The sequence below is a fragment of the Cnuibacter physcomitrellae genome (assembly GCF_014640535.1).
Lineage (GTDB): Bacteria > Actinomycetota > Actinomycetes > Actinomycetales > Microbacteriaceae > Cnuibacter > Cnuibacter physcomitrellae.
Genome location: NZ_BMHD01000002.1, coordinates 59,339 through 82,430 on the forward strand (window position 1 = coordinate 59,339; position 23,092 = coordinate 82,430).

General features: G+C 70.6%; 19 protein-coding genes. 7 read left to right on the plus strand and 12 right to left on the minus strand.

Annotation, left to right across the window (positions count from 1 at the left end):
* Positions 1-41 precede the first annotated feature (41 nt).
* The 5 genes from leuS to IEX69_RS17170 all read right to left on the minus strand — a co-directional run bounded on the left by leuS (position 42) and on the right by IEX69_RS17170 (position 8,547).
* Positions 42-2,624 carry a leucine--tRNA ligase gene (gene leuS, locus IEX69_RS17150; RefSeq protein WP_085019067.1) on the minus strand — a complete coding sequence of 861 codons (2,583 nt, stop codon included), beginning with the start codon at positions 2,622-2,624 and terminating at the stop codon, positions 42-44.
* A gap of 108 nt (positions 2,625-2,732) precedes the next feature.
* Positions 2,733-4,376 carry a thiol reductant ABC exporter subunit CydC gene (gene cydC / locus IEX69_RS17155; RefSeq protein WP_085019066.1) on the minus strand — a complete coding sequence of 548 codons (1,644 nt, stop codon included), beginning with the start codon at positions 4,374-4,376 and terminating at the stop codon, positions 2,733-2,735.
* Positions 4,377-6,080 carry a thiol reductant ABC exporter subunit CydD gene (cydD, locus tag IEX69_RS17160; protein ID WP_085019065.1) on the minus strand — a complete coding sequence of 568 codons (1,704 nt, stop codon included), beginning with the start codon at positions 6,078-6,080 and terminating at the stop codon, positions 4,377-4,379.
* A gap of 4 nt (positions 6,081-6,084) precedes the next feature.
* A complete protein-coding gene (gene cydB / locus IEX69_RS17165; RefSeq protein ID WP_085019064.1) occupies positions 6,085-7,125 on the minus strand; it encodes a cytochrome d ubiquinol oxidase subunit II in 1,041 nt (346 codons plus the stop codon).
* 9 nt (positions 7,126-7,134) lie between these two features.
* Positions 7,135-8,547 (minus strand): cytochrome ubiquinol oxidase subunit I, encoded by a 1,413-nt coding sequence (locus tag IEX69_RS17170; protein WP_085019063.1) that lies wholly within the window; start codon positions 8,545-8,547, stop codon positions 7,135-7,137.
* Between the two features lie 116 nt (positions 8,548-8,663).
* On the opposite strand from IEX69_RS17170, the gene IEX69_RS17175 reads away from it, so the two are divergent.
* The gene (locus IEX69_RS17175; RefSeq protein WP_085019062.1) at positions 8,664-9,392 is read left to right on the plus strand and encodes a DedA family protein; all 729 of its coding nucleotides are present in this window, start codon (positions 8,664-8,666) and stop codon (positions 9,390-9,392) included.
* Here IEX69_RS17175 and IEX69_RS17180 read toward each other — a convergent pair.
* From IEX69_RS17180 to IEX69_RS17200, 5 genes are all read right to left on the minus strand, one after another.
* The gene (locus IEX69_RS17180; protein ID WP_085019061.1) at positions 9,385-10,326 is read right to left on the minus strand and encodes an ABC transporter substrate-binding protein; all 942 of its coding nucleotides are present in this window, start codon (positions 10,324-10,326) and stop codon (positions 9,385-9,387) included. The two genes, IEX69_RS17175 and IEX69_RS17180, sit on opposite strands and share 8 nt — an antisense overlap.
* Before the next feature lie 5 nt (positions 10,327-10,331).
* Positions 10,332-11,069, minus strand: coding sequence for an ABC transporter permease (locus IEX69_RS17185; protein ID WP_085019060.1), 738 nt, complete (start codon positions 11,067-11,069; stop codon positions 10,332-10,334).
* Positions 11,066-11,764, minus strand: coding sequence for an ABC transporter permease (locus tag IEX69_RS17190; RefSeq protein WP_085019059.1), 699 nt, complete (start codon positions 11,762-11,764; stop codon positions 11,066-11,068). The genes IEX69_RS17185 and IEX69_RS17190 overlap by 4 nt, the downstream gene beginning before the upstream one ends.
* The gene (locus IEX69_RS17195; protein ID WP_085019058.1) at positions 11,761-12,573 is read right to left on the minus strand and encodes an ABC transporter ATP-binding protein; all 813 of its coding nucleotides are present in this window, start codon (positions 12,571-12,573) and stop codon (positions 11,761-11,763) included. The genes IEX69_RS17190 and IEX69_RS17195 overlap by 4 nt, the downstream gene beginning before the upstream one ends.
* A 134-nt stretch (positions 12,574-12,707) precedes the next feature.
* Positions 12,708-13,364 (minus strand): TetR/AcrR family transcriptional regulator, encoded by a 657-nt coding sequence (locus tag IEX69_RS17200; protein ID WP_115365105.1) that lies wholly within the window; start codon positions 13,362-13,364, stop codon positions 12,708-12,710.
* Positions 13,365-13,481: 117 nt separating this feature from the next.
* On the opposite strand from IEX69_RS17200, the gene IEX69_RS17205 reads away from it, so the two are divergent.
* Positions 13,482-14,531: an App1 family protein phosphatidate phosphatase gene (locus IEX69_RS17205; RefSeq protein WP_229756444.1), complete on the plus strand. Its 1,050-nt coding sequence runs from the start codon at positions 13,482-13,484 to the stop codon at positions 14,529-14,531.
* A gap of 49 nt (positions 14,532-14,580) precedes the next feature.
* Here the strand turns inward: IEX69_RS17205 and IEX69_RS17210 are convergent, their stop codons facing one another.
* Positions 14,581-16,026, minus strand: a complete 1,446-nt coding sequence (locus IEX69_RS17210; RefSeq protein WP_085019055.1) for an XRE family transcriptional regulator — start codon at positions 16,024-16,026, stop codon at positions 14,581-14,583.
* Positions 16,027-16,135: 109 nt separating this feature from the next.
* Here IEX69_RS17210 and IEX69_RS17215 point away from each other — a divergent pair, with 109 nt between their 5' ends.
* The 5 genes from IEX69_RS17215 to IEX69_RS17235 all read left to right on the plus strand — a co-directional run bounded on the left by IEX69_RS17215 (position 16,136) and on the right by IEX69_RS17235 (position 22,161).
* A complete protein-coding gene (locus IEX69_RS17215) occupies positions 16,136-17,971 on the plus strand; it encodes a phosphoenolpyruvate carboxykinase (GTP) (RefSeq protein WP_085019054.1) in 1,836 nt (611 codons plus the stop codon).
* A 271-nt stretch (positions 17,972-18,242) separates the two neighbouring features.
* Positions 18,243-20,819: a valine--tRNA ligase gene (gene valS / locus IEX69_RS17220; RefSeq protein WP_188760977.1), complete on the plus strand. Its 2,577-nt coding sequence runs from the start codon at positions 18,243-18,245 to the stop codon at positions 20,817-20,819.
* A gap of 14 nt (positions 20,820-20,833) precedes the next feature.
* Positions 20,834-21,322 (plus strand): GNAT family N-acetyltransferase, encoded by a 489-nt coding sequence (locus tag IEX69_RS17225; protein ID WP_229756445.1) that lies wholly within the window; start codon positions 20,834-20,836, stop codon positions 21,320-21,322.
* On the plus strand, positions 21,319-21,558 hold the full coding sequence (locus tag IEX69_RS17230) for a hypothetical protein (RefSeq protein ID WP_229756446.1): 240 nt from the start codon (positions 21,319-21,321) through the stop codon (positions 21,556-21,558). The genes IEX69_RS17225 and IEX69_RS17230 overlap by 4 nt, the downstream gene beginning before the upstream one ends.
* Before the next feature lie 57 nt (positions 21,559-21,615).
* Positions 21,616-22,161: a hypothetical protein gene (locus IEX69_RS17235; RefSeq protein ID WP_085019052.1), complete on the plus strand. Its 546-nt coding sequence runs from the start codon at positions 21,616-21,618 to the stop codon at positions 22,159-22,161.
* A gap of 115 nt (positions 22,162-22,276) precedes the next feature.
* Here the strand turns inward: IEX69_RS17235 and IEX69_RS17240 are convergent, their stop codons facing one another.
* Positions 22,277-23,083, minus strand: a complete 807-nt coding sequence (locus tag IEX69_RS17240) for a methyltransferase domain-containing protein (protein ID WP_085019051.1) — start codon at positions 23,081-23,083, stop codon at positions 22,277-22,279.
* Between the last annotated feature and the right edge of the window lie 9 nt (positions 23,084-23,092).

Genomic DNA, 23,092 nt, shown 5'->3' on the forward strand with positions numbered 1-23,092 from the left:
GCTGAGGGGCTCGCTCCCCGCGGAAGCTAGGCGGGCCCTCCTCAGCCGAGCGGCTTGGTGACGATGTTGACCAGACGCGGCGGGCGGCAGACGACCGTGACGATCTCGCGATCGCCCACGGAGCGCACCACTCCGGGGAGCGTCCGGGCCAGGGCCTCGAGCTCGGCGGCGCCGATCTTCGGCGAGACCTCGACGCGGTCGCGCACCTTGCCGTCGACCTGGATCACCGCCGTCACCGCGTCCTCGGTGAGGAGCGATGGGTCGGCCTTGCGCCATCCGTAGTTGGCGACCGAGGGCTCGTAGCCCAGTCGCTCCCACATGTCCTCGGCGGTGTACGGCGCGAAGAGGCTGAGGCCCAGGGCGATGGTCTCGACGGCCTCGCGGACGGCCGGGTCGCCTGCGCCGGGGCCCGAGTCGATGGCCTTGCGGGCGGCGTTCGTCAGCTCCATGATGCGGGCCACCACGACGTTGAACTTGAACGCCTCGATCAGACCGGGAGCCTCCGCGAGGAAGCGGTGCGTCACTTTGCGCAGCGCGCGGTCGCCGTCGCGCCAGTTCACCTCGGGCGCGCTCGTGACCTCGCCGGACAGGCGCCAGGCGCGAGCGAGGAACTTCGCCGACCCCGCGGGCGACACGTCGGCCCAGTCGATGTCGTCCTCCGGCGGACCGGCGAACGCCATCGTCAGGCGCACGGCGTCGACGCCGTGCTCGTCGAGCTGGTCGGAGAGCCGGACCAGGTTGCCCTTGGACTTCGACATCGCCGATCCGTCCATCAGCACCATGCCCTGGTTGAGCAGCGCGCTGAACGGCTCGGTGAAGGGCACGTAGCCGAGGTCGAACAGGACCTTGGTAATGAAGCGCGCATAGAGCAGGTGCAGGATCGCGTGCGTCACGCCGCCGACGTACTGGTCGACGGGGGCCCACTTCTCGACCTCCTTCGGGTCGAACGGCTGGGTGTCGTCGTTCGGCGAGAGGAAGCGGAGGAAGTACCACGAGCTGTCGACGAAGGTGTCCATCGTGTCGGGGTCGCGGCGGGCCGGGGTCCCGTCGACGGGGTTCGGCACGTTCACCCAGTCCTCGGCCGCGCCGAGGGGCGACGACCCCTTCGGCGTGAGGTTGAGGCCCTCCGTGGGAGGCAGCACGACGGGGAGCTGGTCCTCGGGCACCGGATGCTCGGAGCCGTCCTCCCCGTGGATGATCGGGATGGGCGTGCCCCAGTAGCGCTGACGCGAGATGAGCCAGTCGCGAAGGCGGTAGTTCTTCGCCGGACGCCCGGTCCCCGCCTGCTCCAGCAGCTCGATGATGCGGCGGATGGCGTTCGACTTCGACAGGCCGTCGAGCGGCCCGGAGTTGATCAGCCGCCCCTCGCCGGTGAGCGCGGTCCCGGTCGACTTGGGATCGAGCGGGGGCAGCTCGTCGAGGTTGTCGAGGTCGATGACGGGGATGACGCCGGTGACGGGCTGGTTCGTGTCGACCACCACGCGCACGGGCAGGTCGAAGGCCCGGGCGAAGTCGAGGTCGCGCTGGTCGTGGGCGGGGACCGCCATGACCGCGCCGTGTCCGTAGTCGGCGAGCACGTAGTCGGCCGCCCAGATCGGGATGCGCTCCTTCGTGACCGGGTTGATCGCCCAGCGCTCGAGCGGCATGCCGGTCTTCGGCCGATCGGCGCTCTGGCGCTCGGTCTCGGACGTCTTCTGCACCTCGGCGAGGTAGGTCTGGAAGCGCTCCTGCACCTCGGGGGTCGAGCCCGCCGCCAGCTCGATGGCCAGGTCGGAGTCGGGGGCGACCACCATGAACGTCACGCCGTAGAGCGTGTCGGGACGCGTGGTGAAGACCGTGACGGGCTCGTCGCGGCCCTCGATGACGAAGTCGACGTCGGCGCCGACGGACCGGCCGATCCAGTTGCGCTGCATGGCGATGACCTTCGAGGGCCAGGTGCCCTCGAGCTGCTTGAGGTCGTCGAGCAGGCGGTCGGCGTAGTCGGTGATGCGGAAGTACCACTGGGTGAGCTTCTTCTTCACCACCACGGCGCCGGAGCGCTCCGAGGTGCCGTCGGGCAGGACCTGCTCGTTCGCGAGCACGGTCTGGTCCACCGGGTCCCAGTTGACCCAGCTCGCCTTGCGGTAGGCCAGGCCCTTCTCGTACATCTTGAGGAACAGCCACTGGTTCCACTTGTAGTACTCGGGGTCGGAGGTGTGGAGCACCCGGCTCCAGTCGAACGAGCTGGCGTACTTCTTGAAGCTCTGGTGCTGCTGGTCGATGTTGTCGTACGTCCACTGCCTCGGGTCGAGGCCGCGCTTGATGGCGGCGTTCTCGGCGGGCAGGCCGAACGAGTCCCATCCCACGGGGTGCAGCACGTTGAAGCCCTGCTGCCGCCAGTAGCGGGCGATCACGTCGCCGAGGGCGTACGCCTCGGCGTGACCCATGTGCAGGTCGCCCGAGGGGTACGGGAACATGTCGAGCACGTACTTGCGCGGGCGGGTGTCGCCGGGGACGTCGGTGCGGAAGGGCTTGATCTCCTCCCACACCGGCATCCACTTCGCCTGGAGGCTCGCCGGATCCCAGCGCTCGGTCTCCTCGGCGGCCTTGCCGCCCTCGCTGACGGGGCTGTTGTCGATGACCACGTGGTTCTCACTTCATTGCAGGCGCGTGCGGCACGAGAAAGGGGCCGGAGGGGTCTGGCGGGTGCCGCGGGAGGACGGTGCGCTCGAAGGCGCACCAGCTCAAGAGTACTAAAGCCGGAGGGCCCGGTCGACGAGAGCGGGGTCGACGGGGGCGTGGGAGATGAGCACCACGGCCCGTCCGGATGCGCGGGCGGCTCCGACCAGGTCGGCCACCAGGGCGTCGGCGCGATCCGCGTCGACCCCGGCCGTGGGTTCGTCGAGCACGAGGACGGGCCTGTCGGCGAGCATCGCTCGGGCGAGCGCGATCCGCTGCGCCTGCCCTCCGGAGACGAGCGATCCCCTCTCCCCGACCCGGGCGTCGAGACCGCCGCGCTCGGCCGTCCACTCCCCCAGGCCCACCCGGTCGAGCACGGCCAAGAGGTCGGCGTCGTCGCTGTCCTCGCGGGCGAACAGGAGGTTCTGCCGCAGGTCGTCGTCGAACAGGTGCGGCGTCTGCTCGCACAGCCCCACCAGGCGGCGCACGTCGTCCGGAGCGAGGTCGCGCACGTCGACGCCGTCGATCTCGTAGCGTCCGCCGTGCTCGAGGAAGCGGACCAGGACGTGCGCCAGCGTCGTCTTGCCGGCTCCGCTCGAGCCGGTGACGAGCACGCACTCCCCCGCGGAGACGTCGAGGTCGATGCCGGAGACGGCGGGCTCCGACGCGCCCGGCCAGCGCGCGGACACCCCGCGCAGACGGATGCTGCGGCCCTCCGGCAGGGTCGTGACAGCGCTCGACGGCTCCTGCCGAGGGATCTCCGCGGGGATCTCGTCGGGCACCACCTGCGCGATGCGCTGCGCCGACGCCGAGACCCGCCGCCAGGATCCGAGCGCGAGCGGGATCATGCCGAACACCTCGAACACGGCGAGCGGGACGAGCACCACCACGGCGAGCGCCGGCCCGTCGAACCCGCCCGTGCCGAGCGCCGGGACGCCCACCAGGACGGCGGAGAGCGTCGCCGCCCCGGCGAGCAGGGTGGTGAGGGCGGAGGCGATGCTCGCGCCCGCGACACGGCGCCGGACGGCCGAGGTGAGCGCGCGGTCCGCCTCGTCCAGGCGGCGTTCGGCGGCCGGAGCCGCCCCGTAGGCGATGAGGGTGTCGAGCGAGCGGAGGTACTGCGTGAGGCGGGCCAGGTGCTCGCCGCGGAGGGCCGCCACACCCCGCTGCACCCCGCGCGCGACGGCGGAGTCGACCGCGGTGCCGACGACCGCGGCCACCAGGAGGCAGGCGAGGAGGGTCATGCCCGCGGCGGGGAGCAGCAGCCAGACGAGGACGACGCTCGCAATCGCCGTCAGGCTGGAGACGAGGAGCGGCTGCACCACCCGCAGCGGGAGGTCCTGCTGGTCGTCGACGTCGGACACCAGCCGCGAGAGCAGGTCGCCGCGCCGCGTCGTCCCGAGGCCGTCGGGCGAGCGCGGGACGAGGCGCTCGTAGAGGCCCACCCGCAGCTCGGGCATGGCTCGGAAGGCGGCGTCATGGCTCGCGAGCCGCTCCGTGTAGCGGAAGAAGGCCCGCCCGAGCGCGAAGGCCCTGACCCCTACCATGGCGGCGGAGAGGTACAGGATCGGCGGCTGCTCCGCAGCACGCGTGATGAGGTAGGCCGAGGTGGCCAGGAGGGCGACGGCGCAGAGGGCGCTCAGGAGTCCGAGGAGGATGCCGGGCGCGGCGCGCCAGCCCCGGGGCTTGGCGAGTCGGAGGACGTCGGATCGCTGCACTCAGACCACCTCCACGCTCTCGTCGGCGACCACGGCGACCGGGTTCCCGTCACCGGCCGGCGCCGGGCGGGCGGGCTCCGCGAGGACCGGGACGACGGAGTCGGCGGAGTCGAGCAGGGCGGCCCGGTGGCTGACGACGACCACTGCACGGCCCTCGTCGGCCAGAGCGCGCGCGAGTCGCACCACCGCGCTCTCCGCGACGGCGTCGAGAGCGGAGGTGGGCTCGTCGAGGGCGACCACGGCGCAGTCGAGACGTCGTGCGCGGTACGCGGCTCGCGCCACCGCCACACGCTGGGACTGGCCCCCTGAGAGCCCCCGGCCCTCGGCGTCCGCCGACCTGGTCAGCTCGAGCTCGGGGGCGCCCGCCTCATCGAGGCAGCGACGGGCCAGCGCGGCATCCGGCTCCTCGTCCCCCAGAGCCACGTTCGCCAGCAGGTCGCCTTCCACCAGGTCGGCTCGCTGGCCGGCCCAGCTGATCCACGCACGGGGCGCCGGGTCGTCGGACGCGTCGCGACCGGCGACGACGATGCGCCCCTCGTGCGGCGCGAACCCGACGAGCGCCGCCAGGAGCGAGGACTTGCCGCTCCCGCTCGGGCCCGCGATCGCGGTCACCTCTCCCGCGGGCAGCACCGCGTCGACGGTTCCGAGCGCGGCTCCCTCCCGGACCACGCGAACCCCCTCGAGGACGACCGACGACCCGCGCGGAGCCGGCGAGCCGGCGGCGACGGAGGGTTCCGCCGCGTCGTGGGCCACCGGAGCCTCCAGGATCGCGAACACGTCGTCGGCCGCGGCGACCCCGTCGGCCGCCGCGTGGAACTGCGTGCCGACGCTCCGCAGGGGGAGGAAGACCTCGGGGGCGAGGAGCAGGACGAACAGCCCCACCCCCAGCCCGAGGTCGCCGTCGATGAGCCGGACCCCGATCGAGACCGCGACCAGGGCGACCGACAGGCTCGCCGCGAGCTCGAGCGCGAACCCGGAGAGGAACGACACCCGCAGCACCTTTATCGTCTGCACGCGGTACTCGTCGCTGACCGAGCGGATGCGCTGCGCCTGGCGATGCTGCCGTCCGTAGAGGATGAGGGTGGAGAGACCGCCGACCACGTCGAGGAACGCGCTCGAGAGCCTCGTCAGCCGCTCCCACTGCCTGGCCTGCATCGACTGGGTCGCCCATCCGATGAGGACCATGAAGACCGGGATGATCGGCAGGGTGAGGGTCACGATCAGGCCGCTCAGCCAGTCCTGCCACCACACGATCGCGAGGAGCAGCGGTGTCGCGACGGCCGTGAGGATGAGCTGGGGGAGGTACTTCGAGAAGTACCCGTCGAGGGCGTCGAGCCCGGGCCCGACGGTCGTCGCCACCGAGGCGCTGCTGCGCCGGGCGAGCCAGGCTGGGCCGAGGGCGGTGATCCTGGCCACGACGGCGCGGCGCAGCTGGCTCTTGACCCGCGCCGCCGCCTGGGCCGCGTTGGCGTCGGCCCACCAGGTGGCGAGGAACCGCACCGCGATGGCGGCCGCGAGGCCCGCTATCAGCGGGGCGAGCTCGGCGAGGGAGGCGCCGCCGATCGCCCGGACGACGAGGGCGCTGGCCGACCAGGCGAAGGCGGCGATCGCGACCGTCTGCACGAGTCCGGCGAGTCCGCCGAGGGCGAAGAACGTCCTCGCTGCCGCCGCGTACCGCAGCAGCCGGGGATCGACGGGGCGCATCGCTCTAGTGTGCGCCATCCGGCTGGGCCCCCGCCACGCCGGTGGACTGGGGCTCGCCGATGTGGGCCCGCGTGACCCGCTTCCGGAAGATCCAGTAGGTCCACGCCTGGTACCCCAGGATCAGCGGCAGGAACACCAGGGCGACCCAGCTCATGATCGAGAGCGTGTACCCGGACGACGACGCGTTCGCGATGGTGAGCGTGTTCGCGGGGTCGTTCGAGGCGGGCATCACGTTCGGGAACAGCGACAGGAACAGGCTGAGCACGGCGAAGGCGATGGTCGCCGCCATGAGGGCGAAGGCCCACCCCTCCTTGCCCGCCGCGTTCGACAGCACGGCGAGCACCAGGGCGACCGCCGCGGCGCCCGCGAGCGCGATCCCGGCCGGGGTCCCGTGGGCGGCCGAGGTCCAGACCAGGAACGCGGCCGCGACGACGATCGTCACGATCCCCGCCCGGGTGGCCAGCCGACGGGCGCGTCCGCGGATCTCGCCGTCGGTCTTCAGCGCGACGAACACCACGCCGTGGGTGAAGAACAGCAGCAGCGTCGTGAGTCCGCCCAGCAGGCCGTAGGGGTTGAGGAGCGTGAGCAGCGAACCGGTGAAGTCGTGGTTCGCATCGAGCGGCACGCCCTGCACGATGTTGGCGAACGCGACGCCCCAGAGGAACGCCGGCACGGCGGAGCCGACCGTGATCATGAGGTCGAACCGGCGCTTCCAGCTCGCCTCCGGTCGCTGGTGGCGGTACTCGAACGAGACGCCGCGGGCGATCAGTGCGAGCAGGATGAGGAGCAGCGGCAGGTAGAAGCCCGAGAACAGCGTCGCGTACCACTCGGGGAACGCGGCGAACATCGCCGCGCCTGCCACGATGACCCAGGTCTCGTTGAGGTCCCAGACCGGGCCGATGGTGTTGATGAGCACACGACGGTCGGTGTCGTCCCTTCCGAGGAAGGGCAGCGACATCCCGACGCCGAAGTCGAAGCCGTCGAGCACGAAGTAGCCGACGAAGAAGAACCCGACGATGAAGAACCAGAGGGTGGGGAGGTCCATGATCAGCTCCTAGTAGACCGTCGCGTGGTGCTGGACCTCGCCCGTGGCCTCGTCCTTCTCAGGCGGCTCGGGCGGGCCCTTGCGGATGGCGCGGATGATGAGTCGGAACTCCACCACCGCGAGCGACCCGTAGACGAGCGTGAAGGCGATCAGCGAGATGAGCACGTCGAGCCCCGTCACGCCGGGCGAGACGGCGTCCTCGGTCTTCAGCAGGCTGAACACGATCCACGGCTGCCGACCCATCTCGGTGAAGACCCAGCCGACGATCATCGCCAGGAGCGACAGCGGGAACGACCAGACGGCGACGCGCCACACCCAGCGCTGCTTGGGCATCCGGCCCTTGCGGGTGAGCCAGAGTCCGACGACGGCGACGAGCACGTGCGCCATGCCGAGACCGATCATCCAGCGGAACGCCCAGTACGTGACCCAGATGATGGGGGTGTAGTCGCCGGGACCGTAGAGCTGCGTGTACTGCGCCTGGAGATCGTTGATGCCCTCGACCGTGCCGTCGAAGGTGTGGGTCGACAGGAAGCTCAGCAGGTACGGCACGCGGATCGAGAACAGCTCGTGCACCCCGTCCGGCGTGCCCAGCGTGAAGATCGAGAACGACGCATCCGCCCCCGTCGACGTCGTGTAGAGCGCCTCGGCGGCCGCCATCTTCATCGGCTGCGTCTCGACCATGGCGAGGCCGAGCTGGTCTCCGCTCAGCACGGTGAGCGCTCCCGCGATCACCATCATCCACAGTCCGAACTTCAGCGCCGGGCGCATCGACTCCAGGTGCTGGTTGCGGGCCAGATGCCACGCCGCCGCGGCGATGATGAGGCCCGCCGAGACCATGAACGCGGCGAAGATCGTGTGCGGGAAGGCCGCGAGCGCCACCTTGTTCGTCAGCACGGCCCCGATGTCGGACAGCTCGGCCCGGCCGCGCTCGGCATCGATCGTGTAGCCGACCGGGTTCTGCATGAAGGCGTTCGCCGCGATGATGAAGTAGGCCGAGAGGATCGAGCCGATCGCCGTCGCCCAGATGGTCAGCAGGTGGAGCTTCTGCGGCAGCCGGTTCCAGCCGAAGATCCAGAGTCCGATGAACGTGGCCTCGAGGAAGAAGGCGAGGAGACCCTCGAGCGCCAGCGGGGCGCCGAACACGTCGCCGACGAACCTGGAGTAGTCGCTCCAGTTCATGCCGAACTGGAACTCCTGCACGATGCCCGTCACCACGCCCATGGCGAAGTTGATGAGGAACAAGGACCCGAAGAAGCGGGTGAGCTGCAGGTAGTGCGCCTTCGCGGTGCGGACCCAGGCCGTCTGGAAGATCGCGACCGTGGTGGCCAGGCCGATCGTCAGCGGCACGAAGAGGAAGTGGTAGATGGTCGTCAGACCGAACTGCCACCGGGAGAGGAGCAGCGGGTCCAGCAGGTCGTTCACGGGTGGGACCTCCGATTCGGATCCACTCTACCCGCCTTGTATACAAGCTCCGAATCGGTTCAGCGTTTCCTCTGCTGTGCACTGTACGGTGGGCGAATGCCCTGTGGAATACAGCCATGAACGAGCTGCTGAGCACACTGCTCGATTTCATCTCGAGCATAGATCCCCTGTTCAGAGTGCTTTTCGCCGGAATCGCGATCGCCCTCGAGACCAGCATCCTGATCGGCCTGATCGTCCCGGGTGACACGGTGGTCCTGGTGGCGAGCACGGCGGTCTCGAACCCACTTGAATACACGTCGATGGTCGTCGTCGTCATCATCGGCGCTCTCTGCGGCGAGTCGTTCGGCTTCTTCCTCGGCCGCTGGGTGGGGCCCCGCATCCGGGCGAGCCGGGTGGGCAGGCGCATCGGCGAGAAGAACTGGGCGCGCGCCGAGACCTACCTCGCGCGGCGAGGCGGACTGGCCATCTTCCTCTCGCGGTTCATCCCCGTGCTGCACTCCCTCATCCCGCTCACGGTCGGCATGAGCGGGATGCGCTACCGCCGTTTCATGGCGTGGACCGTCCCGGCCTGCGTCCTCTGGGCGCTCGCCTATGTCAGCGTGGGCACGTTCGCCGCGGGCGGCTACCGGGAGCTCTCCAGCGAGCTGCACTGGGCCGGGTACGCCTTCGTGGGCGTGATCGTGCTCTTCGCGGTGCTGGTCGTGGTGGTCAAGAAGCTGATCCAGCGCGCCGAGCGGCGCCACATGACCGCGGCGCAGGACGACGCCCCGCCGTCCGCCGCCCAGGATGGGGCGGCGGGACGACGGGGCGTCGAGGGTTCCGGGAGCGGTCCCGCGGCTACTTGAGCCCCTTCTCGGTCAGCCAGTCGGACGCGATCTTGTCGGTCGACTCCTGGTCGTTCACGCTCTTGGAGTTGAGCGCGATGAGGTCGTCGACGGTGAGCGCGGCGCTGACCTTGTTGATGACCTCCTTGACCTGGTCGGTCACGGCGGCCGAGTTGATGATCGGCACCACGTTCTGGGCCAGGATGAGACCCTTCGGGTCCTTCAGCGTCACCAGGTCGTTCGTGGCGATGTTCGGGTCGGCGCTGTAGATGTCGGCCAGCTGGACCTGGCCGTCCTTCAGGGCCTTGACCGTGAGCGGGCCGCCCGAGTCCTCGATCGGGGTGACGGTCACCGTGACGCCGTAGGCGCTCTTGAGCCCGTCGGGGCCGTAGGGACGGGTCTGGAACTCGGAGTTCGCCCCCACCGTCAGCGGCGTGGTGACCTTCGAGAGGTCCTCGAGGCTCGTGACGCCGTTCTGCTCCGACCACTCCTTCGTCACGTTGTAGGAGTCCTGGTCGGTCGCCTCGGCGTAGTCGAGGGCCTCCAGGCCCTGCGGCAGGGCGCCCTGGAGAGCCGTGTAGACGTCCTCCGGGGAGGTGGCCGTGGCGCTGGAGTCGAAGTACTGCAGCAGGTTGCCGGTGTACTCCGGGAACAGGGTGACGCTGCCGTCCTCGAGGGACGGGATGTACGCCTCGCGCTGGCCGATGTTGAACTGGCGCTGCACGGAGACGCCCTGGGCCTCGAGGGCCTGGGCGTAGATCTCGGCGATGATCTCGTTCGAGTAGTAGGCCTGCGAGCCGATCACGATCGTGTCGGAGCCCGAGGTCGACGCGCCGGATGTCGACCCTGCGTCGAGCGGACTGCTGCTCGACGAACACCCTGCCAGCGCCACTGCTGCGCTGACCGCGACCGCGCCGATGACGGCGAGCCGGCCCTTCTTCCTTGCTGTGAACATGTGATTCATTTCCCTTCCTGGATGGGGGTTCCCATCACCGGGCGAAGCCGGGTCGGCCTCTCCCGGACATTCTCCGCGGTACCGGCGACAACGCCTCGGGGCACCACGAGCCTCTGCACCAGCGAGAGCAGCAGCTCGAGCACGATCGCCAGCAGCGTCACGAGGATCGAGGCGCCGAGCATGATCGTGTAGTTGCGGGTGGAGTAGCCGAGGTAGATGAAGGAGCCGAGCGCCCCTCCTGTCACGTACGCCGCCAGCGTCGCCGTGGCGACCACCTGCAGCACGCCCGAGCGGATGCCGCCGATGAGGAGCGGCAGCCCGAGCGGCAGCTCGACCCTGGTGATGATCTGCCACTCGGTCATGCCCATCGCGCGCGCCGCATCCACCGTCTTGCGGTCGACGGCCTCGATGCCGGCGTAGGTGCCCGCCAGCACCGGCGGGATGGCGAGGATGACGAACGTGATGAGCGGCGCCCGGAACCCGATCCCGAGCCCGAGGGCGATGAGGATGAGCAGGCCCAGGCTCGGCAGGGCCCGCAGGCCGCCGGACAGGGCGACCGCGACGTCCCGGCCCTTGCCGGTGTGACCGATGAGGATGCCGAGCGGGAGCGCGATGACCAGCGCGATCAGCACGGCGCCGAACGTGTAGGCGAGCTGCTCGATCAGCCGCGCGCCGATGCCCTGCGGGCCCTGCCAGTTCGCCGGGTCGAGGAGCCACCCGATCGCGTCGCCGAAGAGGCTCATGCGCTCGCCCCCTCCGCCGTCAGCGCCGTCGCCTGACGGCGCGACCGCGCCTTGGCGATGCGGTCGCGCCGCGTCCACGGCATGAGGAGGCGCCCGAGCAGCACGAGGATGCCGTCGAAGACAAGGGCGATGACCAGGACCATGACGATGCCGGTGAGCACCTCGGCGGGGATGTTGCGCTGGAAGCCGTTGATGAAGAGGTAGCCGAGGCTCGTGACCCCGACCGCGGAGCCGATGGTGAGCAGGCTCACGGTGCTCACCGAGACCACACGGAGGCCGGAGAGCAGGACGGGACCGGCGAGGGGGAACTCCACCCGGAAGAAGCGCTGCGCACCCGAGTACCCCATGGCGCTCGCGGACTGCAGAATGTCGGGATCGATGCCGCGGAGCCCGTCGGCGGTGGTGCGCAGCAGGAGCGCGACACCGTAGATCGTGAGGCCGATCTCCACGTTGATCGGATCGGTGATCTGCGTGCCGGTCAGCGCCGGGAGGAAGATGAACAGCGGCAGCGACGGGATCGTGTACAGCAGTCCGCCCACGGTGAGGAGGACTCCCCTGGTGAGCCGGAACCGGTTGGCGAGCCAGCCCAGCGGCACCGAGAACACGAAGCTCAGGACGATCGGGATCGCGCTGAGCACCGCGTGCGTGGCCGTGAGGCTCAGGATGAGCTCGACGTTCGAGAAGACCCAGTTCACCGCTGGAGCACTCCCGCCGGAGTCCCGTCCGCGGAGACCACCACCTCGTGCCCGTCGATGGACTCGAGGTGGAGCGCGCGCTTGCCGCGGTCGGCGCCCACGAACTCGGCGACGAAGTCGTTCGCCGGGTTCGCGAGGATCTCCTTCGGAGAGCCCTTCTGCGCGATGTGGCCCCCGCGCTGGAGGATCACGATCTGGTGACCCAGCCGGAACGCCTCGTCGATGTCGTGCGTGACGAAGACGACCGTCTTGCCGAGCTCCCGCTGGAGCCGGATGGTCTCGTCCTGGAGCTCGGTCCGCACGATGGGGTCGACCGCTCCGAAGGGCTCGTCCATGAGCAGGATGTTGGGGTCGGCGGCCAGCCCGCGGGCCACGCCCACACGCTGCTGCTGACCGCCCGAGAGCTGGCGCGGGTACTTCGAGGCGAGGGATCGGTCCAGGCCCACCGTGTCGAGCAGCTCGAGCGCCCGGGCCCGGGCCTCGGCCTTGGGGACGCCGTTCAGGACCGGCACGGTCGCGACGTTGTCGATCACCTTGCGATGCGGGAGCAGGCCCGAATTCTGCATCACGTACCCGATGCGCCTCCGGAGTCGCACCGGCTCGAGCGACGCCGTGTCCTCGCCGTCGATCAGGATGCTGCCCGACGTCGGGTCGATCATGCGGTTGATCATCCGGAGCAGCGTCGTCTTCCCGCAGCCCGACGATCCCACGAAGACGGTCGTCTCCCGGGGTGGGATGACGAGGTCGAACGTGGCCACGGCCCGCGTGCCATCGGGATACGTCTTGGTCACCGAGCGGAACTCGATCATGTCGGCCCTATCGTCGCCGGGGCCGTCGGACACAACCCACGCGGCAAGCCAAACACGGTTCGCTCCAGACGCCAAGCGGGTCGACACCGGGCGTCACATCCGCCCGCGACCGTGCGGACGGGGACCGCTCGGCCTCAGGCGACGAGCGGGGAGTCCTCGGCGGCGAGCACGCTCCGGGCGACCGCCCGGGCGGCCTCGATCGCCCGCTCGTCTCCCGCGCGGTCGCGCAGGAAGGCACGCACGAGCAGGGCGTCCACGGCGGTGAGGGCGGTGTCGAGGCGGTCGGCGAGCGAACCGTCGTCGGTGAGCGAGTACTCCGAGACGAGCACCTTCGCGAACGGCGCTGCGAACCGCGCGGTGATCATCGAGACGCCGTCGACGTCGGGCAGCGCGACCTGGTCGCTCAAGCGCAGCGAGGTGTAGCCGGGCTCGGTCCGGTGCAGATGGACGGAGGCGTCGATGACGCGATCGACCGCGTCCTGCCAGGTCTCGGGCGCCGACTGCTCGAGGTTGTCGACCGCGGTGCGGACGAAGCGCTCGTATCCCCGGAGGCTCATCGCGGCGAGGACGGCGATGCGGTCGGGGAAGTACCGGTAGACGGTCCCGATCGACGCTCCGGCTCGGTCCGCCACCATGGCGGTCGTGAGACGCTCGATGCCCACCTCCGACACCACCGCGGACGCCGCGTCGAGGAGGGCGGAGATCCGCTCGCTGCTCCGGGCCTGGACGGGCTCGTTGCGCACGCGTTCGGAGACCGTGAGAGCGCCCTCGATCAGCTCGTTGAAAGACACGTAGCCCATTCCTTCCCGTGACCCCTCCCCGATTCTAGCGATCGTCGATGCGCCGGAATACACCTCACGACGAATCCTCATCGGAACATCCCGGGTCGATCATGGCAGAGTGGAGTCGTGGGCATCCCGGCGACTCCGACCCCTCTGCAGGGCTGGGCCCGGCTCGACGACCTGGTGCACGACGTGCGCGAGCGGTTCGCCCGCCGTCGCGGGCAGCTCCCCACGGTCATCCCGTACACGGGTTTCGGCACGACCACGCGCATCCGCGTGCTCTGCCGCGTGCTGCTGACCAAGACGCCCCGCCCGGGATCCAGGGACGCCCGCCTCATGCTGCGACGCGAGGAGCGGGTGCGCGGCTGGCGGAGCTTCACGAGCGTGCCCGTCGGCGACGTCGACGTGGTGGTCACCGCGGGCGGGTCGGAGCACGTCGTCCGGGCCGACCGTGGAGGCGTCGTCGACGTCGGGGTCGACGTGGCGCTCGAACCGGGCTGGAACACGATCACCCTCCGGACCGAGCACTCGGAGCCCGTCGACGCCCCGGTCTACGTCGTCCCGCCGGATGCGCGGTTCGGCGTCGTCTGCGACATCGACGACACCGTCATGGTGACGGCGCTCCCCCGTCCCTTCCTCGCCTTCTGGAACACGTTCGTGCTGGACGTCCACGCCCGGACGCCGACGCCCGGCATGGCGGTCTTCCTCGATCACTTCGTCCAGCAGCACCCCGGCGCGCCGGTGATCTACCTCTCGACCGGCGCCTGGAACGTGGCCCCGACGCTCAACCGCTTCCTCGGGCGCAACCTGTACCCCCAGGGTCCCCTGCTGCTCACCGACTGGGGTCCCACGCACGACCGGTTCTTCCGCAACGGCCGGGAGCACAAGGAGCAGAACCTCCGCCGTCTGGCGGCGGAGTTCCCCGACATCCGCTGGCTGCTCGTCGGCGACGACGGGCAGCACGACGAGGAGATCTACGCCGGGTTCGCCCGCGAGCACCCGGAGAACGTCGCCGCGGTGGCCATCCGGCGCCTCTCCCCCGCCGAGGCGGTGCTCGCCGGCGGTCGCGCGAACACGCCCGACACCGGGCCCGCCGAGATCCCGTGGGTGTCGGCCCCGGACGGCGCAGGCCTGGCGGAGCAGCTCGGCCGCGCGGGCCTCATCCGCACGCCCTGACGCACGCCCCCCGCTCCGACAGGATCGGCGCCACGGCGCCCGTCCTCGCTCAGCTCAACGTGCCGGCGTGGCGCTCGAGGAACTGGTACACCTCGTTCTCGGCGACTCCGGGGAACTTGCCCGAGGGCAGCGGCGACAGGATGTGGGCGTGCAGCTTCGCGCTCGGCCAGGCGGCCGTCGACCAGCGCTCGGCCAGCTCCGAGCTCGGCCGCCGACAGCACGACTCGTCCGGGCAGGTCGAGACGCGGCGCTGCTGCGTGTCGCGTCCGCGGAACCACTTGGCGTCGGCGAAGGGGACCCCGAACGTGATCGAGAACTCGCCCTGGTCGCTCATCGACCCGGTCTGGGTCGCGCACCAGAACGTGCCGACCGGGGTGTCGGTGTACTGGTAGAACTCCGTCGTCCGGTTGGTCCGGGCGAGCGCGCCCCGTGCCGCCCACTTGTCGCACACCTGCTGCCCCTCGACCGCTCCCGTCACGTCGGTGGGCAGCGGGAGTCCGTCGTTCTCGTACGCCTTGTAGACGGCGCCGTCCTCTCCCACCCGGAGGAAGTGCACCCGCATGTCGAGGTGGCTGGTCGCGAGGTTCGTCATGCGCAGCGCGGCCGCCTCGTGCGTGACGCCGAACGCGTCGCGGAAGTCCTCCACCGAGAGGTCCTTGCGCTGCTTCGCCGCCTGCAGGAAGCGGACCGACTGCTCGAGCGGCATGAGGCACGCCGCGGCGAAGTAGTTGATCTCGAGCCGCTGCTGGAGGAACTCCGCGTAGCTCTCCGGCGGGGTGTGCCCGAGGATGCGGTGTCCCATCGCCTGCAACGCCATCGACCGGAGTCCGTGGCCGCCGGGGATCGACGCCGGCGGCAGGTAGATCCGGCCGTTGTGGAGATCGGTGACCGAGCGCGCCGAGTGCGGGAGGTCGTCGACGTACACGAGGGTGAAGCCGAGCCTCTCCGCGAGCAGCGAGACGCTGCGGTGCGTGAGCGCACCGGTGGTGTGCCCCACGCTGGCCAGGGCGTCCTGGGCGGCCTGCTCGAGATCCGGGAGGTAGTTGGCCCGTTCGCGCATCCCGGCCTTGTTCTCGGTGTTCGCGCGACGGGCCTCCTCCGGCGTCGCGATCGACTGACGCGCCCGCCGGTCGAGCTCGCGGTGCAGACCGACGAGCGACTGGAGCGTCTCCATCGGCAACGACCGGCTCGCCGGCACGACCGGCAGGCCCAGCGCCGAGTAGAGGGGCCCCGCCTGCGCCTTCGCCAGCTCGATCTCGAGCGCCGTGCGCTCATCCGGGGCCTCGTCCCGCAGCAGATCGGGCATCGGCACGTCGAGCTCCACCGAGAGCGCCTGCAGCAGCGACAGCTTCGGCTCGCGCCGTCCGTTCTCGATCAGCGACAGCTGGCTGCCCACGACGCCCACCTTGGCGCCGAGCTGGTCGAGCGTCAGCCCGCGCTCGCGCCGGTGGTGTCGGATGCGCCTCCCGAGGGTGATGAGGTCGGTGCCAGGCATCTTGCTCCTTTGTAAAGATCGCCCGTTCTTGACGACGAATTCTCTCGAAGATAGCCGCTCGAGGCCGAATAGTGGAAGACACACCTCACACTTTCGAAGGATCTACCCCATGAGCATCCTGGAGACAGCACCCACCGCCCTCGAGGGCGGGCCGAGCCGCAACGCCGCCGTCAACAACTGGGTCGCCGACGTCGCCGCCCTCACGAAGCCCGACCGCATCGTCTGGTGCGATGGATCGGCTCGGGAGTGGGACGACCTGACCAAGGAGATGGTGTCGAACGGCACCCTCATCCGCCTCAACCCCGAGTGGCGCCCGCACAGCTTCCTCGCGCGGAGCGACCCCGACGACGTCGCCCGCGTCGAGGACCGCACCTTCATCTGCTCGGAGAGCCGCGAGGACGCGGGCCCGACGAACAACTGGCGCGACCCGTTCGGCATGCGGGAGGAGCTGACGACGCTCTTCGCCGGCAGCATGCGCGGACGCACGATGTACGTCGTCCCCTTCTCCATGGGCCCGCTCGGGGGTGCGATCTCGCAGCTGGGCGTGCAGATCACCGACTCGCCCTACGTCGTCGTGAGCATGCAGCTCATGACCCGGATGGGCACCGAGGCGCTCGACCTCATCGGTCCCGACACGGAGTGGGTCCCCGCGCTGCATTCCGTCGGCTACCCGCTCGTCGACGCCGACGGCACCCGCCGCGACGAGGTCCCGTGGCCGAACAACCCGGTGAAGTACATCTCCCACTTCCCCGAGACCCGGGAGATCTGGTCCTACGGGTCCGGCTACGGCGGCAACGCCCTGCTCGGGAAGAAGTGCTTCGCCCTCCGCATCGCCTCGGTCATGGCGCGCGACGAGGGCTGGCTCGCGGAGCACATGCTCATCATCAAGGTGACGAGCCCCGAGGGCCGGGTCTACCACCTCGCCGCCGCCTTTCCCTCGGCGTGCGGCAAGACGAACCTCGCGATGCTCATGCCCACCATCCCGGGCTGGCGGGTCGAGACGATCGGCGACGACATCGCCTGGATGCGGCCCGGGCCGGACGGCCGGCTGCGCGCGATCAACCCCGAGCGGGGCTTCTTCGGCGTCGCCCCCGGGACCGGGATCGCGACCAACCCCGCCGCGGTCGACACGATGTGGGGCAACACGATCTTCACGAACGTGGCACTCCGCGACGACGGCGACGTCTGGTGGGAGGGGCTCACCCCCACTCCGCCCGCGCACCTCGTCGACTGGCGCGGCGAGGACTGGACCCCGGCCTCGTCGACGCCCGCCGCGCATCCGAACTCGCGCTTCACCGTCGCGGCCGACCAGTGCCCGACCATCGCCTCCGAGTGGGACTCGCCCGACGGGGTCGTCATCGACGCCATCCTGTTCGGCGGCCGCCGACCCTCGACGGTGCCGCTCGTGACGCAGGCGCGGGACTGGGGCCACGGCGTGTACATGGGCGCGACCATGGCCTCCGAGACCACCGCCGCCCAGGAGGGCGCCGTGGGCCGCCTGCGGCACGACCCCTTCGCGATGCTCCCGTTCTGCGGATACGACATCGCCGACTACTTCGCGCACTGGCTCGAGGTGGGCGAGGAGCTCGGCGAGAACGCGCCGGCCGTCTTCCAGGTCAACTGGTTCCGCCGCGGCGACGACGGGCGCTTCCTCTGGCCCGGGTTCGGTGAGAACTCGCGCGTCATCGAGTGGATCGTGCGCCGCCTCGAGGGCGCGGTCGACGTGGTCGACGCTCCCATCGGCGGGCTGCCGCTCGTCCGCGACATCGACGTCGACGGCCTCGACGTCGCGTACGAGGACCTCCAGTCGCTCCTGTCCGTCGACCGCGCCGCCTGGTCGCGCGAGGCCGCCGAGATCGAGTCCTACTTCGACGAGATCGGCGGCGACCGCATCCCCGCCCGCCTCCGCCGCGAGCTCTCGAGCCTGAAGGCCAGCCTGCGCTGAGCTGAGTCGGCCTGGGCGCCGCCGCCCCTGCGGTCCAGGCCCTCCTACGGGAGAGGACCAGACCCTCGCACGGGAGAGGCACCGTGCGAGCCGGGTCGCCCGCAGTGGCAGCTGCGGGCGACCCCACCCCTGCCCTGCCCCGCGAGGTCCGAACACCACCTGGCCCTCGCGGGGCAGTACCCTGTCGGCCGCGTGCCCGCGCACGGTATCCTTGAGCGATCACACAGTGAGGCACCCCCGACGCGGTGCCGTCTACATCGCAGGAGGACCCATGCCCGCCACCGTGCCCGAGAAGCCCGCTCTGGAAGGACTGGAGTCCAAGTGGGACGGCGTCTGGTCGTCCCAGGGCACGTACCTCTTCGACCGTGAGGGCGCCACCCGCGACTGCGTGTACTCGATCGACACTCCCCCGCCCACCGCATCCGGGTCGCTCCACATCGGGCACGTGTTCTCGTTCACGCACACCGACATCGTCGCCCGGTTCCACCGGATGCGCGGCAAGCGCGTCTTCTACCCGATGGGCTGGGACGACAACGGCCTGCCCACCGAGCGCCGCGTGCAGAACTACTACGGCGTGCGCTGCGACCCGTCGCTCCCCTACGAGCCCGACTTCGTGCCGCCGTTCGAGGGCGGCGACAACAAGAGCTCCAAGGCGGCCGACCAGAAGCCCATCTCCCGCCGCAACTTCATCGAGCTGTGCGAGCGCCTCACCGTGGAGGACGAGAAGCAGTTCGAGGCGCTCTTCCGCGAGCTCGGCCTCTCGGTCGACTGGTCGCAGACCTACCGCACCATCGGAGACGACTCGCTCCGCACCAGCCAGCTCGCGTTCGTCCGCAACGTCGCCCGCGGCGAGGCGTACCAGGCGATGGCGCCCACCCTGTGGGACGTGACGTTCCGCACCGCCGTCGCCCAGGCGGAGCTGGAGGACAAGGAGCAGCCGGGCGCCTACCACCGCCTCGAGTTCCACCGCGCCGACGGTGAGCCGCTCTACATCGAGACCACCCGTCCCGAGCTGCTGCCCGCCTGCGTGGCCGTGGTCGCGCATCCCGACGACGAGCGCTACCAGCCCCTCTTCGGCACCACCGTGACCACGCCCGTGTTCGGCGTGGAGGTCCCCGTGGTGGCCCACCATCTGGCGCAGGCCGACAAGGGCTCGGGCATCGCCATGATCTGCACGTTCGGCGACATCACCGACGTGACCTGGTGGCGCGACCTCGACCTGCCCAACCGCGCGATCATCGGCTTCGACGGCCGCATCGTGAGCGAGCCGCCCGCGGCGATCGACACCGAGGCGGGCCGCGAGGCCTACGCCCAGCTCGCCGGCAAGACCGTGTTCTCGGCCAAGCAGGCGATCGTCGAGCTGCTCAAGGAGTCCGGTGAGCTGATCGGCGACCCGAAGCCCATCACCCACCCGGTGAAGTTCTTCGAGAAGGGCGACCGTCCGCTCGAGATCGTCTCGACCCGTCAGTGGTACATCACGAACGGCGCCCGCGACGAGGCGCTCCGCGCGAAGCTCGTCGAGCTCGGCCGCGAGCTCGACTGGCACCCCGACTTCATGCGCGTGCGCTACGAGAACTGGGTCGGCGGACTGACCGGCGACTGGCTGGTGTCACGGCAGCGCTTCTTCGGAGTGCCGCTGCCGGTCTGGTACCCGCTCGACGCCGACGGCAACCCGGTGTTCGACGAGCCCATCATCGCGCCGGAGGACATCCTGCCCGTCGATCCCTCGAGCGACCCTGCGCCTGGCTACGACGAGTCGCAGCGCGGCGTGCCCGGCGGCTTCCAGGGCGAGGTCGACGTCATGGACACCTGGGCCACCTCCTCCCTCACCCCGCAGCTCGCGGGGGGCTGGGAGCGCGACCCCGAGCTGTTCCAGGCGGTGTTCCCGTTCGACCTGCGTCCGCAGGGCCAGGACATCATCCGCACCTGGCTGTTCTCGACGGTGCTCCGCGCCGCGCTGGAAGAGGGCGGCAAGCCCTGGACGAACACGGCCATCTCCGGCTTCATCGTCGACCCCGACCGCAAGAAGATGTCGAAGTCGAAGGGCAACGTGGTGACCCCGGCCGACATCCTCGCGGCCCACGGGTCGGATGCGGTGCGCTACTGGTCCGCCTCCTCGCGCCTGGGCACCGACGCCGCGTTCGACGAGCGCAACCCGACGCAGATCAAGATCGGTCGCCGCCTCGCCATCAAGATCCTCAACGCCGCCAAGTTCGTCTACGGGTTCGAGGCGCCCGAGGGCTTCGACCGGGTGACGGAGCCGATCGACCTCTCGATGCTCGCCGAGCTCGACCGTGTCGTGCGCGTCGCCACCGAGGCGCTGGAGTCGTACGACCACGCGCGAGCGCTCGAGACGGTCGAGACGTTCTTCTGGACCTTCTGCGACGACTACCTCGAGCTCGTGAAGGAGCGCGCCTACTCCGCGGAGTCGGCGCCCGAGGGGAAGGCGTCGGCCGTGCTCGCCCTGCGCGAGGCGATCGACGTGCTGCTGCGCCTGTTCGCCCCCGTGCTCCCCTTCGCGACCGAGGAGGTCTGGTCCTGGACGCACGACGGCTCCGTGCACACCGCATCCTGGCCGGTCCCGTCCGAGAGCGCCTCGGATGCCCACTCCGGCCTGCTGGAGCTGGCCGGCCGGGCGCTCACCGGCATCCGCGGCGCCAAGACGGCGGCGAAGGTCTCGCAGAAGGCGCCGGTGCTGAGTGCCGTGCTGACCGGGTCGGAGGCCGACCTCGCCGCGCTCCGGCTGGTGGAGGCCGACCTGAAGTCGGTGGGCCGGATCGCGACGCTCGACTACCGCTCCGGTGAGGAACTCTCGGTCGGCGATATAGTTCTCGCACCCGCTCAGTGAGCCCGACGCGCACCATGAGCACACCTACAGCGATCACCCCCACGGAGGCGACGATGCCCATCACGATCAGGCCGGTCGAACAGAGCGAGTTCTTCGCCTGGTACGCCCTGTTCGCCGACTACGCGGACTTCTACGAGACCCCGCTCTCCGACGAGACCGCGGTCCTCGTGTGGAGCTGGATCATCGACCCGGCCGCGGAGCTCGACGCCCTCGTCGCGGTCGACGAGGAGGGCGCGCTCGTCGGGTTCGCCCACCACCGCACGTTCCTGCGCCCGCTCGCCGGGTCGAAGGGCATCTACCTCGACGACCTCTTCGTCTCCCCCGCTCACCGCGGGAAGGGCGTCGGCACGCAGCTGATCGACGCCGTCGCCGAGATCGGCAAGAGCCGCCGCGCGAGCATCGTGCGCTGGATCACCGCCGACGACAACGAGACCGCGCAGCGCCTCTACGACAAGGTCGCTCAGAAGACGACGTGGGTCACCTACGACAAGGAGCTCGCGTGATCCAGCTCGGCACCCGGTGGTCGGTCGGCGACGAGGCGCCCTCGTCGCTGCCGCAGGCGGTCACAGACGCTGTGCTCGAGGTGGAGGCCGAGCTCTCCGAGCAGGGCGTCGACGTCGCCGACTGGAAGTGGACGCTCACCTGGCTCGAGGGCCGGCCCGTCGTCGAACTCGACGACGACACCGTGATCGAGTACGACCCCGCCGCCGACGAGGCAATCGTCACTCCGGGCGAGTAGTCGCGGCGGTTCGGGCCGGAGAGGGAACCCATCCGCGCCCCGCGGACACTCCTGGGTATGAACGACGACATCCGACCCTCTCGCGAGCTCCGAGCGGACCGTGGCGGCCGGGTCCTCCCGGCCCTGGCGGTGGGGAGCGGCATCCTCGCCATCACCGTGATCGCCCTCGCGGCGGTCACGCTCTCGAGGGGCGGTCACAGCGCCCCCGCTGAGGCTGCGGCGCCCTCCCCCGTGGTGTCGACGGCCGCGGCGCCCGCACCCTCGTCGGACACGCCGTCGCCCGCCGCGACCGCACCGCCGCCTGTCGCACCGGTCGCCGACCCGGTGCTCGACGCGCAGGCCGCCTACGACCTCTGCGTCGCGGGTGCGGACCCCTGGGACTCCGCGGTCGTCACTCCGCAGGGCGAGCTGCCGCCCGCGCCGACGACCAGTCTCGCCTCATTCGAGGAGAGCGAGGCCGACTCCTCGGCTGAGGGCACCTGGACGGTCGTCATCCCCGTCGTGCGCGAGCACGAGGAGGGTCCTCGCGACGGGATCAAGGTCTGCACGATCACGGGCAGCGCCGACGCCCCCGAGGTCTCGGTCACCGACGCCCTGCACTGAGTGCGCACGGCATGGTCGCGGTGGCTTTCGCGGGTTGCGCCCGCTGAGCGCGCGCTCGTCGCCCTGGAAGGGACGACGGCGCGCTCGGCGGGCACAACCCGCGGGGTCTCCCCGGTCAGCCCCGGGCGATGATCTCGAAGTGGGGGAACGCGAACACCCCGGACGGGGCGTCCACCCACTCCAGCCACGCCGACCGGATCGCCTCCAGCTCGAAGCGCGTCGCAGCGCCGATCTCCAGGGCCCGAGCGCCGAACGCGCTCTCGATCACCCGATCCGCCCAGGAGGTGCCCCACCAGTCCCGCTCGGCGTCCGAGGCGAAGCACCACGTCGACGCGGTCGTCTGCACGTCGTCGAACCCCGCGGCGAGAGCCCAGGCCTTCAGGCTGCGGCCCGCGTCCGGGTCGCCCGCGTTGGAGCGCGCGACCTCGTGGTACAGGTCGAGCCAGGCGACGAGGCCCGGGAGCTCGGGCGAGAACACCGTCGCGCCGTAGTCGACGTCGCGGGCCGCGACGATCCCACCCGGCTTGACGACACGGCGGAACTCGCGGAGGGCGTCGACCGGATCGGCGAGGTGCTGCAGGACCTGATGCGCGTGCACGACGTCGAAGGTGTCGTCGTCGAACGGGAGATGGTAGGCGTCACCGGTGACGAACTCGACGGTGTCGACGCCTTGATCGCGGGCGAGCGCGTTCGCCTGGTCGACGATCTCCTCGGCGGCGTCGAGGCCGACGACCCTCCCGGGCGCGAGACGTCGGGCGAGGTCGACGGTGATCGTGCCCGGACCCGCGCCCACGTCGAGCAGGCTCATCCCCGCCGAGAGGTGCGGGAGGAGGTACGCCGCCGAGTTCTCGGCGGTGCGCCAGGTGTGGGAGCGCAGGACGCTCTCGTGATGGCCGTGGGTGTACTGCTCGTGGGCTGCCATGGCCTCAGA

Bases quoted from the DNA above. Each gene is read 5' to 3' on its own strand.
- IEX69_RS17215 (WP_085019054.1), top strand. From the start codon at position 16,136: ATGAGCATCCTGGAGACAGCACCCACCGCCCTCGAGGGCGGGCCGAGC.
- cydD (WP_085019065.1), bottom strand. From the start codon at position 6,080: ATGCGCCCCGTCGATCCCCGGCTGCTGCGGTACGCGGCGGCAGCGAGG.
- IEX69_RS17180 (WP_085019061.1), bottom strand. From the start codon at position 10,326: ATGTTCACAGCAAGGAAGAAGGGCCGGCTCGCCGTCATCGGCGCGGTC.
- IEX69_RS17210 (WP_085019055.1), bottom strand. From the start codon at position 16,026: ATGCCTGGCACCGACCTCATCACCCTCGGGAGGCGCATCCGACACCAC.
- IEX69_RS17175 (WP_085019062.1), top strand. From the start codon at position 8,664: ATGAACGAGCTGCTGAGCACACTGCTCGATTTCATCTCGAGCATAGAT.
- valS (WP_188760977.1), top strand. From the start codon at position 18,243: ATGCCCGCCACCGTGCCCGAGAAGCCCGCTCTGGAAGGACTGGAGTCC.
- IEX69_RS17185 (WP_085019060.1), bottom strand. From the start codon at position 11,069: ATGAGCCTCTTCGGCGACGCGATCGGGTGGCTCCTCGACCCGGCGAAC.
- IEX69_RS17195 (WP_085019058.1), bottom strand. From the start codon at position 12,573: ATGATCGAGTTCCGCTCGGTGACCAAGACGTATCCCGATGGCACGCGG.
- cydB (WP_085019064.1), bottom strand. From the start codon at position 7,125: ATGGACCTCCCCACCCTCTGGTTCTTCATCGTCGGGTTCTTCTTCGTC.
- IEX69_RS17240 (WP_085019051.1), bottom strand. From the start codon at position 23,083: ATGGCAGCCCACGAGCAGTACACCCACGGCCATCACGAGAGCGTCCTG.
- IEX69_RS17225 (WP_229756445.1), top strand. From the start codon at position 20,834: ATGAGCACACCTACAGCGATCACCCCCACGGAGGCGACGATGCCCATC.
- IEX69_RS17235 (WP_085019052.1), top strand. From the start codon at position 21,616: ATGAACGACGACATCCGACCCTCTCGCGAGCTCCGAGCGGACCGTGGC.